The 15314-nt window shown below is 36.9% G+C and carries 14 protein-coding genes; 3 read left to right on the top strand and 11 right to left on the bottom strand.

Annotated elements, in window-relative coordinates; genetic code table 11:
- Positions 1 to 16: 16 nt before the first annotated feature.
- The 7 genes from AC06G9_RS14425 to AC06G9_RS14455 all read right to left on the bottom strand — a co-directional run bounded on the left by AC06G9_RS14425 (position 17) and on the right by AC06G9_RS14455 (position 5512).
- Positions 17 to 964 carry an MBL fold metallo-hydrolase gene (locus AC06G9_RS14425; RefSeq protein ID WP_260948974.1) on the bottom strand — a complete coding sequence of 316 codons (948 nt, stop codon included), beginning with the start codon at positions 962 to 964 and terminating at the stop codon, positions 17 to 19.
- 6 nt (positions 965 to 970) lie between these two features.
- Positions 971 to 1552 carry a dephospho-CoA kinase gene (gene coaE / locus AC06G9_RS14430; RefSeq protein WP_045755896.1) on the bottom strand — a complete coding sequence of 194 codons (582 nt, stop codon included), beginning with the start codon at positions 1550 to 1552 and terminating at the stop codon, positions 971 to 973.
- 1 nt (position 1553) lies between these two features.
- Entirely contained in the window at positions 1554 to 2504 is a 951-nt protein-coding gene (locus tag AC06G9_RS14435) for a YbbR-like domain-containing protein (RefSeq protein ID WP_045755838.1), read from the bottom strand.
- A 119-nt stretch (positions 2505 to 2623) separates the two neighbouring features.
- Positions 2624 to 2935 (bottom strand): preprotein translocase subunit YajC, encoded by a 312-nt coding sequence (yajC, locus tag AC06G9_RS14440; RefSeq protein WP_045755837.1) that lies wholly within the window; start codon positions 2933 to 2935, stop codon positions 2624 to 2626.
- 22 nt (positions 2936 to 2957) lie between these two features.
- The gene (locus AC06G9_RS14445; RefSeq protein WP_480956561.1) at positions 2958 to 3425 is read right to left on the bottom strand and encodes a DUF1573 domain-containing protein; all 468 of its coding nucleotides are present in this window, start codon (positions 3423 to 3425) and stop codon (positions 2958 to 2960) included.
- A gap of 10 nt (positions 3426 to 3435) precedes the next feature.
- A complete protein-coding gene (gene nusB / locus AC06G9_RS14450; protein ID WP_045755835.1) occupies positions 3436 to 4383 on the bottom strand; it encodes a transcription antitermination factor NusB in 948 nt (315 codons plus the stop codon).
- 55 nt (positions 4384 to 4438) lie between these two features.
- Positions 4439 to 5512 carry a Glu/Leu/Phe/Val family dehydrogenase gene (locus AC06G9_RS14455; RefSeq protein ID WP_094773338.1) on the bottom strand — a complete coding sequence of 358 codons (1074 nt, stop codon included), beginning with the start codon at positions 5510 to 5512 and terminating at the stop codon, positions 4439 to 4441.
- Positions 5513 to 5684: 172 nt separating this feature from the next.
- Between AC06G9_RS14455 and AC06G9_RS14460 the strand changes: the two genes are divergently transcribed.
- Positions 5685 to 7460, top strand: a complete 1776-nt coding sequence (locus AC06G9_RS14460; RefSeq protein ID WP_094773337.1) for an ABC transporter ATP-binding protein — start codon at positions 5685 to 5687, stop codon at positions 7458 to 7460.
- Between the two features lie 190 nt (positions 7461 to 7650).
- On the opposite strand, the gene AC06G9_RS14465 is transcribed toward AC06G9_RS14460, so the two are convergent.
- From AC06G9_RS14465 to AC06G9_RS14475, 3 genes are all read right to left on the bottom strand, one after another.
- The gene (locus tag AC06G9_RS14465) at positions 7651 to 8451 is read right to left on the bottom strand and encodes a M90 family metallopeptidase (RefSeq protein WP_094773404.1); all 801 of its coding nucleotides are present in this window, start codon (positions 8449 to 8451) and stop codon (positions 7651 to 7653) included.
- 5 nt (positions 8452 to 8456) lie between these two features.
- Positions 8457 to 9212, bottom strand: a complete 756-nt coding sequence (locus tag AC06G9_RS14470) for a hypothetical protein (protein WP_480956562.1) — start codon at positions 9210 to 9212, stop codon at positions 8457 to 8459.
- 124 nt (positions 9213 to 9336) lie between these two features.
- Positions 9337 to 9807, bottom strand: coding sequence for a Dps family protein (locus tag AC06G9_RS14475; protein WP_248753287.1), 471 nt, complete (start codon positions 9805 to 9807; stop codon positions 9337 to 9339).
- 144 nt (positions 9808 to 9951) lie between these two features.
- On the opposite strand from AC06G9_RS14475, the gene AC06G9_RS14480 reads away from it, so the two are divergent.
- Positions 9952 to 11661, top strand: coding sequence for a pseudouridine synthase (locus AC06G9_RS14480; protein ID WP_480956563.1), 1710 nt, complete (start codon positions 9952 to 9954; stop codon positions 11659 to 11661).
- Positions 11662 to 12034: 373 nt separating this feature from the next.
- Positions 12035 to 14566 carry a DUF5686 and carboxypeptidase-like regulatory domain-containing protein gene (locus tag AC06G9_RS14485; RefSeq protein ID WP_480956564.1) on the top strand — a complete coding sequence of 844 codons (2532 nt, stop codon included), beginning with the start codon at positions 12035 to 12037 and terminating at the stop codon, positions 14564 to 14566.
- 51 nt (positions 14567 to 14617) lie between these two features.
- Here the strand turns inward: AC06G9_RS14485 and AC06G9_RS14490 are convergent, their stop codons facing one another.
- On the bottom strand, positions 14618 to 15253 hold the full coding sequence (locus AC06G9_RS14490) for a hypothetical protein (RefSeq protein ID WP_045755829.1): 636 nt from the start codon (positions 15251 to 15253) through the stop codon (positions 14618 to 14620).
- Between the last annotated feature and the right edge of the window lie 61 nt (positions 15254 to 15314).

The raw sequence follows: 15314 nt of genomic DNA on the forward strand, positions 1-15314 counted from the left end.
AATTGATTTACAAAGATCAAAAGATATCACGAACAGCTAGCTGCCCCTCAAAATACTGTTTTAATATCCGACCGTCTCCATGCAGTGTCCATACTTCCTGAGGTTTGACCTCTTTGATGAAAAATAGGATATCATTCCAGTCCACGTGATCAGAAATGTAGAGGGAAAGATCATTATGCTGCTGAAGTCTCTTCCATCCTGAAGCAAAAGCTCGAACGACTTTAGTCGCACGAATGTAACTATTGAATGTCATGGGCGGAACCATATAGACCTTATTGGGTTCTCCCACCTTCATCTCTCTTCTATTGTACTGCTCATAGGTAAGCTTTTTAAGGCCCATATCATCATAGATACGGTGAAGCGGCAGGATACCATGGTGCACCAATACTCTTCGGTCTGGGCAGTGCTTATTGATCAAATCAGTTAAACGCTGGGCTTTCCCTAGTGAGTAAGTTCCCAGTAAGATATTAAAAGGTTGATCATTCAATTTTTTGATTTCATCAATCGGATCTGGATGAATGACTTCCGGATCTGCAAATGTACATTCTGTAATCAAAACATCTGCCTGAACAATTTCAATGCGCTCGCAGGTCTCGTCCTCCTGCAATTTATAATCACCTGTATACAGATACCGAACTCCTTTATATTCCATCAAGATCTGGGCAGATCCGAGTATATGTCCTGCGGGAATAAAAGTCAGTTGCACTGGACCAATCTGAAATGCATGCTGAAAATCTATTGTTCTATAGCTGGACTGCGGTTGTTGGGAATAACGGTATCGCATTATAGCGGCAGTAACTGCTGTACTGTAAATCGTTGTATGGCCAGGTCTTGCATGATCACCATGTCCATGAGATACAACATCTATAGAAACGGGCAGTAGGGCATCAATATAAAAATCTCCATATTGACAATAATAACCTTCTGGTTTTCGAACCAAAAAGTCTGATAATATATTTAACATAAAAAACTATTTCTGAAATCGATGGTGTAATGCCATCACTTGTGGAATTAATGCTTCTATTCCATCGTTAATAATCACAAAATCGGCTAATTTGGCCTTTTCTTCATCAGGTAGCTGATTGTTCATTCGTGCCAGCACCTGTTCTCTTGTGACTTGGTCTCTTGCCATGACTCGCGCTATACGTATTTCGACCGGAGCTGTCACCAAAATCGTATAATCCAATTTTTTGTACGATCCACTTTCAAACAGGATGGAAGCCTCTTTTAATGAATAAGGCGCTGTTTGGGCATCAGCCCAATCTTCTGCAGCTTGTATCACTGCGGGATGGACAATCGCGTTTAGTTTGGCCAATTGGTCAGCATCATTAAAGACTTGAGCAGCTAGAAATTCCCTATTCAATATCCCATTTTGATACGTCTGATCACCAAATGTGGCTATAATTGCTTGTCGAACCTGATCGCTCTTATTCATGATCAACTTTGCCTCTAGATCGGCATTGTAAATTGGTACGCCTAAAACTTTAAAAATATCACATACGATTGTTTTTCCAGACCCAATACCACCTGCTATTCCTACTTTAATTCCCATATTATTTACGCACAAAAAAATCAACATTTTGAGGCTCTACTCTTAGAATAGAACAAAAATCTGGCACCTTGGTCAAGATAACAGGTAAATATTTCACCTTAGCTCCTTCCCAATCATTGATATCGACCACAGCTTCAAAATCTCTTGCTGTATAATTATTATAGTCTTTGACAGACATGAGTACCGTAATGGCAACTTTACTTGGCATTGTTCTTACGGACTTAAAATGTGTATTATTTTCAACCTTCAGAGGCAATTCAATAATTTTTTCGGTCAGTTCACCCACCGGCATCAACACTTCCACAGAGGTCGGGTAGACATTGATATTTGCCTTTTGGTTCTTATTGAGATAAGCTACCGTGCGGAGATCAGTGAATACGTCCTTTCCTCTAATCGTATCCGTCTCCCAATATTCTATATTGGCAACATCTTCATAGGGTCCTGATATCGTGACATATTTGGGACTGACAAGAGTTTCACCGATAAATCCATATTGCTTTCTAAATTGAATATCTGCCATCGCTTTTACGGGAACCTTACGCTGCGTCTGCTTTGAAAAGTCAAAGTATAAGGTATCTGGACTGACGGAAACCACTAATTGTTCATGGGGGAATTGACGATTGATAAAGCCGATCTGGTTGGAGAGCACAATCCAATTCTTATTCTTCAGGCCACTGATATCCACATGTACTGTTGGAACTTCAGATTTGACTTTAGAGAACAGCACCTGCCATCCCGTCATTTTCAACTTGATGTTGACCGTATCAGATTGTTGTGGATGAAAGGCACGTTTTTCAGGCAAGTTGACGTATTCTATTCCTGCTTTTACAGTAATGGTATATTCATTTGAAATTGAAAATAATAGCCAAGCAAATAAGGAAATAAGAACACACCGTGTAAATGTGATCAATTTTCTTTTCTGTGATTTACTGATGCGAATAATACTTGCCATATACAAACTTAATCATTTTGCCTTTCATATCCTGACGAAATAAATTGCAAATTGAAGCTCCTTAAATAAAGAAGCCGATCCTATTTTAATAAGATCGGCTTCCTTCAATTTCTATTGTATTATGCTTTAGCGTTCAATGCTTTTGAAGCATCTAATGCAACTGCTGACTTGTCAAAACGAATTTTAACACCAGAACCTACATCTACTAAAAATGTTGTTTCCGAAACCTCAACAATACGACCGTGAATACCCGCATTTGTGACGATTTGAGAATTAACACCTAATTCTTCAATATATTTCTTATGATCTTTTTGTTTCTTCATTTGAGGTCTAATCATAAAGAAATAAAAAACAACCACGATAAGTACCATCGGTAAGAAACTCATTAAACTACTTCCTGAGCCCGCTGCCTGTAAAAAAACTGTATTCATATGTTATCTGTTTTATATTTAATTATTTAGCCGCCAATACTTCGCCTTTTAATTGAACTGTTGTCAGTCCATTTGAAGCATTAGAGTGAATGGTTATGATTTTCTGTTGCTTCCCTACCTGACCTTCACTTTTGAAAGTGACTTTAATGTCTGATGTTTTACCCGGAAGAACAGGGTTTTTTGAAAACTCGGGCTGCGTACATCCACATGAAGCTCTTACTTCTGAAATGATCAAAGGTGCATTGCCCGTATTAGTCAGGGTGAAAACGTGCGTTACCTCTTCCCCTTCTTTGATCTGTCCAAACTCATGTACAGGTTCAGCAAATTCAATTGTTCCAATCGCAGCTGCAGCAGCTTCACGATTGGCAACAGTATCTTCTGTCGTAACTGTTGGTTCTGCTGTTGTCTTTTCACTTTTAGTGTTGGAGCCACATGAACTCAACGTACAAATGCCTAATGCTAAAAGAAGTGAATAGTTCAATTTTTTCATAAATATCTTTCTAATTATTCAATCCACGACCTTGTTTTTGAATACGGCCATCTTGATTTAAATCACTTAAAATTTTATCTAAAATACCATTAATAAAGGTATTACTCTTAAGTGTACTGAAAACCTTTGAAATTTCAATATATTCATTAATCGTAACCTTTACTGGAATAGAAGGGAAATTCACCAATTCGCAAATAGCCATGCGCATCAATAGCGTATCAATTAAAGCGATACGGTCTGATTCCCAGTTTTTTGTCTTTTCGGTAATCATTTTTTGATATTCATTTGTGTTTCGGATTGTTTTTGCAATCAGATTCAAGATGAAATCTTTATCATCATACCAATTTTGTGTCAGCTCTGCTAGCTTATTTTGTCTAGGCTCTTCGGAGCTAAAATTTTTGAATGTTTTGGCAATCAACGCTTGCAAAACTTCTTTATCGACTGTCCAGTTGATAAATTTTTCTTCAAAAACCTGCTCGATAACCGGAGATTTCAAAATTATTTTTTTGAAAATAAATTTAATGATATCTTTTTCAACAGCGATTGAACGATCTGACGACTGCATATAATAAGCATAGTCTTCAGAATGTTTCAACTGAGCAAATACTGTACGAACAATTTCAGGATCAAAGTTCCAAGAAACACCGTATTTCTTTACTCCTTCTGCGTACTGTGGGTTTTGTCTTAAAGATTCGATAAACGTATTGCTACTTAGTTTTGTGTTATGCGATAAATCTTTTTCCGTTGGCAAAAATTTATTTGCACGACCTTCTGCATCTATTAATGCGTAATCAGCCACTTCATCTAGCAGATTTAATGTCCAAATGTACATTTCGTACACTTCATCCACATTTTGCAATAATGCCTTTTCAAAGGCTTTGATATCTTTATCTTCAGATAAACTGTACGCATAAAGCGTTTGCACTACTTTGACCCTTAGGTGTCTTCTATTTAACATAGTATTTTAAAGAACGATTTGTATATAAGAACGATTGTTTTTTTTGTTGTTTTCTCTATCTTTTGAGTTTTCGAATGTCAAAGATACGCTTTTCTGCGATTTGATTAGCAGCTTGGAATGAAGAAATATTTTCTTGCTTTGATTTTTGGAATACTTCGCGTGTTGCGTTGTAAATATTTTTGATGACAAATTCGGTATGATCAGCACCATATCCCTGTATTTCGGAATAACAGCTGACCAATGCTCCAGCGTTGATTAAATAATCTGGTGCATATAAAATGCCTCTTTCATGGAGAATATTACTTGTGATCAATTCTTCTTTCAATTGATTATTGGCAGCGCCTGCAATAATTTTGCATTGCATTTTAGCAGCGGTCTCGGGATTAACAGTACCTCCAAGTGCACATGGAGCATAGACATCACAATCAAAATCAAAAACTTTGTCAAATGCGATGGTCTCCACTTTATATTTAGCCGCAGTTTTTAACATTCGGTCTTCGGTAATATCACTCACATAGACACGTGAATTTTCGTCCCGCAACATCTCAATCAGACGCTCACCTACACTTCCAATGCCATGTACGATTACTTTGCGTCCTGCTAAACTATCGGAGCCATATAATTCTTTTAAAGAAGCTTTGATACCATAAAGTACACCTTGAGCTGCAAAAACTGAAGTATCACCACCTCCATTAATAGCTTTGGGAAGACCTGCGACGTGCGAAGTCTCAGCAAAGATATGCTCCAAATCACGTTGTCCAATACCCACATCGATCGAAGCAATGAAATTGCCACTGAGACCTTCAATAAATTGTCCGAGACGTCTTAATAATACTTCAGATTTATCGATACGGTGATTTCCCAGGATAACTGCACTTCCACCACCTAGGTTGAGACCTGTGATTGCTGATTTGTAAGTGATCGCTTTGGAAAGACGAAGAGCATCTTCGATTGCTTCTTCTGTACTGGAATAGGGCAACATTCGGACTCCGCCTATTGCTGGACCTAATGTGGTATCATGAATGGCAATAATTGCTTTCAAACCAACTACTTCATCATTACAAAAAAACAAATTCTGGTGACCAAATTGACCCAGTAATTCGAAAATTGGAGTTTGAGATGCTGACATAAAATTCTGCTTCAAGTTTTATTTATGGTAATTTGGAAACAAAAGTAGAAAATATATTTCACACTAAATTTTTCTTTCAAAATAAATACAAAACTTATGAATTGTTTGTGACAGTATAAGTTTGTAAAATACAAAATTTAATGCTGAATAAGTTTTACATTTGTATTATTATATGAAAGAGTTAGCTTATTTAAATAAATATTTTTACAAATACCGCTGGAAGTTGGTTCCAGGTGTTATTTTCGTTATCATCTCCAATTATTTTGGTATTCTTCCTGCTAAGGTAATACGCGAAGCCTTTGATTTAGTACAGGAGAACATTTATTTATATAAACTCTACAGTGGATTTGAAAGACAGGAGCTGATATACAAGGTTTTTGGATCGAGTTTACTTTTCTTCGGTGGAGTGGTCTTACTCCTATCCTTATTACGCGGCATTTTCCTCTTTATGATGCGTCAAACCATTATCTTGACTTCCAGACATATCGAGTATGATCTAAAAAATGAAATCTACCGCCATTACCAGAAGCTCGATTTTGCTTTTTTTAGAAGAAATAATACCGGCGACCTCATGAGCAGAGCGACAGAGGATGTCAATCAGGTACGCAATTATTTAGGCCCCGCGATCATGTATGCGATCAATACGGTTGTTCTTTCTATCATGGTCATCTATGCCATGTACGATGTCAATGCTCGCCTAGCAACATATGCGCTCATCCCGATCCCGATTCTCTCTGTTGTGATCTTGTTTGTCAATAAAATTATTAACAAAAGGAGTGAAAAAATTCAAAAACAATTGGCTCGTCTTGCTTCGTTTGTGCAGGAAAACTTTGCCGGTATCAGGGTGATCAAGACCTACAATCGAGAAAAATATAAAATGGATGCTTTTGAAGACGAGAGCACCATCTATCGCAATACAGCACTGTCGCTGGTAAAGGTGCAAGCTGTTTTTTTTCCTTTGATCTTATTGCTTATAGGTCTAAGTACCATTATCACCATTTATGTGGGTGGCTTGGAAGTCGCGAAAGGTACCATCACAGCTGGAAATATCGCCGAGTTTATTATTTATGTCAATCAATTGACTTTCCCTGCCATGTCTCTGGCTTGGGTTACTTCTTTGGTACAGCGGGCTTCGGCTTCGCAAAAGCGAATCAATGAATTTTTGAATACCAACTCACCTATTATCAATGGCACGACGAAAAAAACACTCAGCGGAGACCTTAAAGTCGAACATATATCATTCACCTATCCTGAAACAGGTATTCAGGCGATCAAAGATCTATCGTTTCATATCCCTGCAGGTCAAACCTTAGCAATCATTGGTAAAACGGGCTCCGGCAAATCGACCTTAGCCAACTTATTGTTGAGGATGTTTGATATTGAAAAAGGCAGTATCAAGTATGATGATGTATCCATTAAGGACTTAGATTATCAAGACCTGAGACAGCAAACGGGGTTTGTACCTCAGGAGGTCTTTTTATTTTCCGACACGATTAGTAATAATATCGCATTTGGACTGGATCATTTTACACAGCAACAAGTTGAGCAAGCGGCGAAGGATGCTGCTGTGTACGAGAATATAATAGGCTTTGATCAAGGTTTTGAAACTTCTGTTGGCGAACGTGGTATTACCTTATCTGGTGGTCAGAAACAGCGGGTGTCTATCGCGCGTGCTTTAATTAAAGAACCTAAAATCTTAATATTCGACGATTGTTTATCTGCCGTCGATACCAAGACTGAAGAACAGATACTCACATCGCTAAGCCGTATCATGAAGGGCAAGACCTGTGTTTTTATCGCGCATCGTGTATCCACAATCAAGAATGCGGATAAAATCATCGTCTTAGATCAGGGAAAAATTGCGGAAGAAGGATCACATGAAGAACTGATGAACTTAAAAGGTCAATATTTTGAATTGCATGAAAAGCAACTTCTGGAAGCAATTTAAGCGCTTCTAAAGTGGTTTTTGCTCAGGCAATTGGACCATAAAAAACGCCCTTCCATATCATGTTGAAGGGCGTTTTATTTTTTAATACCTGATGTTCACCGAAGGAAAAGACAGTCAATTAACCACAGGCTACAGATGCTCAGCAACTTTACAATTACATGTGCACACAAAGCGTAGGTAAGCTCGTCATTTACATGGATGAATCAAAACTTAAGTCCTGCTTAAAAATAGTGCTCAATGCCTTATAAAGTTCAGGATGATGGCTTTTTAAACGATCTGGGTTCTCAAAAAAATACTCCGAAACCACAGCAAAAAATTCAGCTCGATTGGTAATACCATATGGATTGATATCCGATTTGCCATCTTGAATTTTCAAAATTTCTTTTCGTATCATTTCCAACCACGCTAAGGTATAAGTATGATCAACTAAAAATTCGGGTAGACCATCCACCTCACCATCTGTCTTATCCAATAAATGAACGAATTCATGGATAGCGGTATTTTGCCCATCTTTTGTATTAAGAAAACCTGCTTCCAGTGCTGCCTTGGATAAAATCATTTGACCATTCATAGAACCCTCTCCCACCATACCTAAAATTCTTCTTTCCTCATTGCCTTCAAACTGATATTCTTGATTAAAGGTATTGGGATAGAGCAGCACAGTCGTTAGATTGGCATACTCCCATTTCTTAAATGCAAAAACAGGTATGATCGCACTCGCGGCAACTAACATATAATCTTTTAATGAAACTTCGACACCCACACCTTCAACACTGACCTGATCTAAAAAACGTAAACAGCGTTCTTCAAATTCGATTTTATCCGCATCATCGAGATGTTGATAGTATTGTACTTCTTTCAATAAAATAGCTTTTCCCTCTTTACTTAAAACTCGTCTGATGGCTTTACTATTTTTGTGCGTTTTATTTAACAAATAATAAACTAGATAAATAACAGCTGGTACCAATATGATGATAAACAATTTCTCCATATATTTTATTTTAAAATTTTCCAATTTGGATCACGCTCTTGCAGATGCTTTAAGAATCCTTTATAGTGCGCGGCCCCAAACATAATCAGAATTTTCTTTTGTGCAGCATCTGCAACTAAAGCTGCTAAATTTTCTTCTCTTCTTTTCATAATGAATTGACGATCAAAAATCCTTTTTAATTTTCCTTTTGCAGCTTTACAGCTGTAGGGTTCATGGAGAGGCGCCTTCCAATCGCATGGCTCCAAAACAATATCTCCGTACGTATATTCAAATTCATCAAGTAGGACATTTTTGGGTATATCGGCTACCACAGCGGTATTATAGTCTACTTTAAAAAACGAATACTCCGGTTGCTGAATGATTCTACTTCCAAGATTTTTATACATAGGGGCCATCAATACTTTGGTTGTATCAGATGTCTTTTCATAGGTTTTGATACTGCCGACTGTATGGCCAACTAATTTTCTAAACTTGCGATCATACAGATCCCGTTGCTGTGCACTATCCACTTGATAAGCGATACTTTCATAAAACACCACAAAACCTTGCTGTTGGAGCGAATCAACTTGACGTTGGATATAATCGTAATAATTACGCTTACCGAGATGACGCATGGGAATATAAATAATCTCCCGATCACCATTTTTCAAATGGTGTACCCGAGCTGCATTCTGCAAAACTCCCGTGGATTGTACCACTAAAGATTCGGCACAGGAAGTGAAAAGAAATAAAAAAGCGATCAGAATAAAATAGTTACGCATACACACAAAAAAACAAATTTAAATAATGAAACTACTTGAACAATTATCATGCAGTCTTTATTAGTAGGCATAAAAAAAACAGTAACCAAATTGATTACTGTTTTTTTATATAACAGTTTGTATCCTACGACACATGTGCACGTAACATCCACGCTAGTTTTTCATGCTGCGCCAGTACGCCTACTAAAAAATCTTCAGTTGCTTGATCACCTGCTTTCTCCACCGCATCCAAGTTTCCTCTTATACTCATGATAATAGACTCATGGTCTGACAACAATTCCTTAAAAAAACCTTTACTATCTGTATGCTCATACTTTGTTTCAGTCAAGTGCGTTAATTCTAAATATTTAGCATATGATCCTACAGCATAGTGTCCGAGTTGACGGATACGCTCAGCGACTTCGTCAATAATCTCAGCTAACTGATCGTATTGAGACTCTAAAAATAAATGTGCTGCATGAAAATCTGGTCCTTCGACATTCCAATGTGCGTTTCTTGTTTTTTGATATACTACACTCTCATCAGCCAATAGATTATTCAAAATAGCGGATACTTTAGCTAAGTCTGCTTCTTTAATACCAATTTTTGCTTTCATAATGAATTATTTTACTATTTACTTTAATAATTAAAATTATCGTTATTTCATATACAATATTAATAAAATACTGGGTTAAAGTCCATGAATTAAGCATTTATATTGTCATAAAAATAACATCATTTTTGTACTTTTGCCTTTATAATGAGAACAACAATAATGATGGATAATTGTTTGAGCAAGGATATATACTTTCATGAATTTGATGAAGAGATCAATGCGATACCCTTGCCTACCCATTTCACTTTTCCTTTCTGCTACGAACCACATTTATTGGCAAAAAAGGCAAGTGAATATGTTCAGCAATATATTCTCACGCAGCAGGAATGGATCCACAACTTTGGTTTGGAACCTAAAATGGAAGGACAAGCTATTGGAAAGATGTTTGGTGTTTTAGTTGTTCAGGATCAGAATAAAAAAATTGGTTTTTTAGCTGGATTTTCGGGAAAATTGGCCGGAAAAAACGACCATCGCTATTTTGTTCCTCCGGTATTTGATATGCTGACTGAAAATTCATTTTTTCTGTTAGAAGAAGATCATTTAAATGACCTCAATAAACAAATAGCTGTATTGGAAGGGAGTGAAAAGGGCATTGAACTCAAACGTGCACTTGAGGAAACTAAAATCAACCTCGACCAGCAATTAATACAATTTAAGGAAAAGCTAAAAACTCAAAAGAAAGAAAGAAAACTTCTTCGAGATCATTCAAAATCGGTTCTATCTGCAGCCTCATACGCATTACTTGAGCAAGATCTGATTAAACAGAGCTTACGAGACAAGTATGAACTCCATGTTTTCCAGAAGCAGTATCAACTGGATATGGCTGCTGCTGAACAGCCTTTACAAGATTACATTGATACCATCGCAGATCTAAAAGAAGAACGTAGAAAACGTTCTTCTCGACTCCAAAATCAATTATTCGCCCAGTATAATTTTCTAAATGCAAATGGCGAAAGTAAAAATGTCATGGACATTTTTAAGGCTTTTAATAAGTTACAGCCACCTGCAGGATCGGGAGAATGTGCTGCCCCAAAATTACTACAATATGCTTATTTAAATCAGTATAAACCGATCGCACTTGCGGAATTCTGGTGGGGCCAATCTCCTTCGGCTGAGGTACGTAGGCATTTACACTATTACCCTGCTTGTCGAAATAAATGTGAACCCATACTTGGATATATGCTACAGGGATTAGTTGTGGATAAAAATCCAATGCTTGAAAACCCAGATGAAAATATAGCGCTTCCTATTATTTATGAAGATGAAAGTTTGGTGATCATCAACAAGCCTGAGGAGTTCTTATCCGTCCCGGGTATCCATGTCCAAGATTCGGTCTACACCCGCATGCTCAAAAAATATCCAGATGCTGGACCGTTAATCGTGCATCGATTGGATATGTCGACATCGGGAATTCTTGTTTTAGCAAAAAATAAAGAGGCGCATAAGATCATACAAAGCCAGTTTATCAACCACACCATCGTCAAACAATATATTGCCTTACTAGACGGCATTATCACCGAAGATGCTGGTATGATATCATTGCCTATACGCGTAGATTTAGACGATAGGCCCCGGCAGCTAGTCTGCTATGAACATGGAAAAAAAGCAGTTACAAGATGGGAGAAAATTGCTGTTGTAGCCGGCAAAACAAAGGTGCGGTATTTTCCGCTCACAGGACGTACGCATCAGCTCCGCCTCCACTCTGCACACCCCAGCGGTATGAATTGCCCCATCGTAGGGGATGATCTTTATGGTCAAAAGGCGAATCGCTTGCACCTACATGCTGCATACATCGCATTCAATCATCCCGTCACGAATGAACGCATTCATTTCTACGTAGAACCAAATTTTTAAAATATCAAACAATTCAACTGACCTTTTTGTTACAATAGTCAAATAAAACAGATATATTCATCTTTAAATTCATCATAAAGAAGTAAAATTACAGTCAATTTATTCTGACAATAAAACAAATTGGCTGAATTTCAATTTGTTAGAAAGTTATCTATAAAAAATAGTCTTGTTAAAAAATTGCAAATGTTTTATTAATTCTTAATTTTTTATTTCTTTTGCATACAACTTATTAGAACATTTAAGTTAAAAAGTCAGAAATTAAGATTGTGTCATAACACGTATTCATAATTTGTGATATCATTAATGTAAAATTATGGAATACCAACGGAGTACCAGCGCAATTACAAAAATACTATTTTTACTTGTTACAGTTATGTTTCTGAGTATAACTGTTGCATTAGGGCAGCTTAAAACTGTACAGGGTATTGTCAAGGATAGTAAAACGAAAGAACCTATAGCTTATGCAACAGTAGCGGTTGTTGGAGCTCCCTCTTCGCCAGGTAGTGCGATGTCTACTCAAGAATCTGGTCGCTTTACTTTAAAATTCCCAATGAGTTACACAAAAATCCGTGTATCGAGCATTGGTTACGACTATAAAGATGTATTTGTGACAAACGACGAGACGCAGCAGATTGAAATATTGATGGAAGCGCAAGACAATACGCTTGATGAGGTCGTTGTCAGAGCAAAAAAGAGAAAATATACAAATAAGGAAAATCCTGCTGTCGCCCTTATCCGCAAGGTAATCGAAAATAAAAACAAAAATAGATTGACAGGACAAGAGTTTGCACAGTATGATCAATATGAAAAAATTTCTTTAGGTCTCAGCAACTTATCTGAAAAATTTGTAAATAAAAAAATATTTAAAAATTATCAGTTCCTTTTTGAACTGGATGATTCTGCAAAAACAGCAAATAAATACTTATTGCCAGCCTTCATGGAAGAGAAACTATCAAAAGTTTACTTTCGTAAAGATCCCAAAAAGACAAAACAATATATAGTTGGTGAACAGCGCGCGCAGTTTGACCCCAAATTTATAGACAATGATGGTCTTAGTGCTTATTTCAATAAATTATACGAATCAGTTGATATTTACGATAACAATATCACGCTGGTGACTAATCAATTTTTAAGTCCTATTGCCAATTCCTCGCCGACCTTCTATAAGTTTTTTATCACGGATACGATCAAAACGCAACAGCCTTGGTTAGTCGAGCTTAGTTTTTTCCCTAGGAATAAAGCTGATATGCTCTTCAAAGGACAACTGTATATCACCTTAGATGGCAATTATGCGGTGCAAGGAGCTAATATGACTGTCGCAGATGATATCAACCTAAACTTTGTTCGAGATATGAATATTGAGCTTAAGTTTGATCAAGATGAAAGCAAAAGATTTTATTTGAGCCAAAGTACATTGGGCATTGACTTTTCCTTAACAGATAAAGGAACAGGTATACGCGGTAATCGGACGGTGAATTATAAAAATTACAAAACAGGAATCGCACAGCCCGATAGTATTTATAGCGGTCCAGAAACGGTAATTGCCTATAATATATCCGACGGAAAGGGTACACGCAAATTATTTGATGCGCAACGCCAGATACCTTTGACTAAAAATGAGCTCAATATCTATCACAATATCGACACCCTGCAACAGATTCCTTCTTTCAAAACCTTTATGGATATTGCAGCTTTAGTTTTTTCAGGATACAAACAAGCTGGACCTGTGGAGATAGGACCTGTGAATACATTCTATAGTTTCAATCCGGTTGAGGGATTTAGACTGCGTGTCGGTGGCCGAACAACAGAATCTTTCAGTAAAAGATTTTATGCCGAATCGTATGCAGCCTATGGTTTTAAAGATGAGAAATGGAAATACTTTCTAAGTGGCACTTATGCATTCAACAATAAATCTGTCTATTCTTTTCCTCAACATTATATCAGAGCTTCTTTCCAGCGGGATACAAAGATTCCGGGGCAAGCCTTAGAATTTATTCAAGAGGACAACTTTTTGCTATCCTTTAAAAGAGGCGATAATGAAAACTATATCTATAATGATGTATATCGTATCGATTATAGAAAAGAATTTGAAAATCGTTTAAGTGTTGGATTAGGCTTCAACGCAACAAAACAATCACCAGCAGGAACATTAAGATATCAGATCATTGATCAAGCTGGACAGACAAAAGTATTCAACGAGATCAACTCAACAGAGTTATCGTTAAACGTGCGCTATGCTCCTCATGAACAGTTTTATCAAGGCAAGTTATACCGTACGCCTATTTTCAATAAGTACCCGATATTCAATTTCAATTATACAGCGGGACTTAAAGATGTGTTTAAAGGGGAATACAGTTACCACAACTTTAACGTTGGTGCTTTCAAAAGATTTTATTTAAGTCAATTTGGTTATGCAGATGTAGACGTAGCAGGTACTTATATTGTTGGAAAGGGAATTCCTTTTCCATTCTTAACCATACATCGCGCCAACCAGACGTATGCTTATCAGTTGAACTCTTACAACTTAATGAACTTTTTGGAATTTGTGAGTGATCATCATGTGTCTGCAAATGTTCAATATTATATGAATGGATTCTTATTGAATAAAATTCCAGTGATTAAAAAATTGAAACTTCGTGAAGTGTTTAGTTTCAAAGCAGTTTACGGGGGGTTGCGGGAGGAGAACAATCCAGATCATTCGGATCAGGTATTTGACTTCCAAAAGAATGCAAACAATGAGCAGTCATCGTATACTTTTGGAACTGAACCTTACATGGAAGCAAGTGCAGGATTATCCAATATTTTTAAAATATTGCGTGTTGATTATGTTCGAAGATTAAATTATCTAAATCATCCAGGTGCTCCTAAGTCAGGTATTAGGGCGCGTATTAAATTTGATTTCTAAAAAACAAAAAGAGGCTTTCTAAATTAGAAAGCCTCTTTTTTTAAACTTACGCTATTTACCCTGCAAAGCTGCAATAAATGGAGCGCGGAATTTAGGATCTTTTTCCTGAAACTCTACTGATTTCTTGTACGTATCAACATTAAAAAACATCTCCGCCGGCTCTCCTGATTTTTGATCTAAAAAGAGTTTAAAACTATACGTCGCTGTTTTATCAAGATCAACATTTACTTTATTGGAAGAGAATACAGTGGGTACTAATGTGGTGTTTGAAAACGAGCCTGAGGCAGGTATTTCATAGATCGTACCCAAAGCTTTAATAAAATTGTCACTTTCTGCACCTATTGAAGAAATTTTAATTTTTCCTTTTGTGAATCCTACATCATCACTGGGCTGATCATTTATAATTCCCGCAGGGATCAAATTAACGACTTCGACCTTGAATCCAACAGTATCACCTTTAAAAACACTTCGAGCAGTGTAAATACGGCTGGAGTCCGTTTTTACATCATCCACAATACGTAAGAAAAGATGCTTATTATTGGTCACAGGACCATCTATAGTAAGATCTACTATCGGAGTATTATTCTTTTTTGATTGATCACCTCCCTGTTGATTTTGATTCGTGTTACCACATGCTGTTGCAAATGCTAACGCAGACAGAACAGCAATTTGATTTATTTTTCTCATCGTTTTCAGTAATTATGTTTATCAGTAAAAATCGTTTACTAAAATTAGCGATTTTTACTGA

Source organism: Sphingobacterium sp. MAE (genome assembly GCF_056711605.1).

Bases quoted from the DNA above. Each gene is read 5' to 3' on its own strand.
- AC06G9_RS14460 (WP_094773337.1), top strand. From the start codon at position 5,685: ATGAAAGAGTTAGCTTATTTAAATAAATATTTTTACAAATACCGCTGG.
- AC06G9_RS14475 (WP_248753287.1), bottom strand. From the start codon at position 9,807: ATGAAAGCAAAAATTGGTATTAAAGAAGCAGACTTAGCTAAAGTATCC.
- coaE (WP_045755896.1), bottom strand. From the start codon at position 1,552: ATGGGAATTAAAGTAGGAATAGCAGGTGGTATTGGGTCTGGAAAAACA.
- AC06G9_RS14485 (WP_480956564.1), top strand. From the start codon at position 12,035: ATGTTTCTGAGTATAACTGTTGCATTAGGGCAGCTTAAAACTGTACAG.
- yajC (WP_045755837.1), bottom strand. From the start codon at position 2,935: ATGAATACAGTTTTTTTACAGGCAGCGGGCTCAGGAAGTAGTTTAATG.
- AC06G9_RS14455 (WP_094773338.1), bottom strand. From the start codon at position 5,512: ATGTCAGCATCTCAAACTCCAATTTTCGAATTACTGGGTCAATTTGGT.
- AC06G9_RS14445 (WP_480956561.1), bottom strand. From the start codon at position 3,425: ATGAAAAAATTGAACTATTCACTTCTTTTAGCATTAGGCATTTGTACG.
- AC06G9_RS14435 (WP_045755838.1), bottom strand. From the start codon at position 2,504: ATGGCAAGTATTATTCGCATCAGTAAATCACAGAAAAGAAAATTGATC.
- nusB (WP_045755835.1), bottom strand. From the start codon at position 4,383: ATGTTAAATAGAAGACACCTAAGGGTCAAAGTAGTGCAAACGCTTTAT.
- AC06G9_RS14490 (WP_045755829.1), bottom strand. From the start codon at position 15,253: ATGAGAAAAATAAATCAAATTGCTGTTCTGTCTGCGTTAGCATTTGCA.
- AC06G9_RS14425 (WP_260948974.1), bottom strand. From the start codon at position 964: ATGTTAAATATATTATCAGACTTTTTGGTTCGAAAACCAGAAGGTTAT.
- AC06G9_RS14470 (WP_480956562.1), bottom strand. From the start codon at position 9,212: ATGCGTAACTATTTTATTCTGATCGCTTTTTTATTTCTTTTCACTTCC.
- AC06G9_RS14465 (WP_094773404.1), bottom strand. From the start codon at position 8,451: ATGGAGAAATTGTTTATCATCATATTGGTACCAGCTGTTATTTATCTA.
- AC06G9_RS14480 (WP_480956563.1), top strand. From the start codon at position 9,952: ATGAGAACAACAATAATGATGGATAATTGTTTGAGCAAGGATATATAC.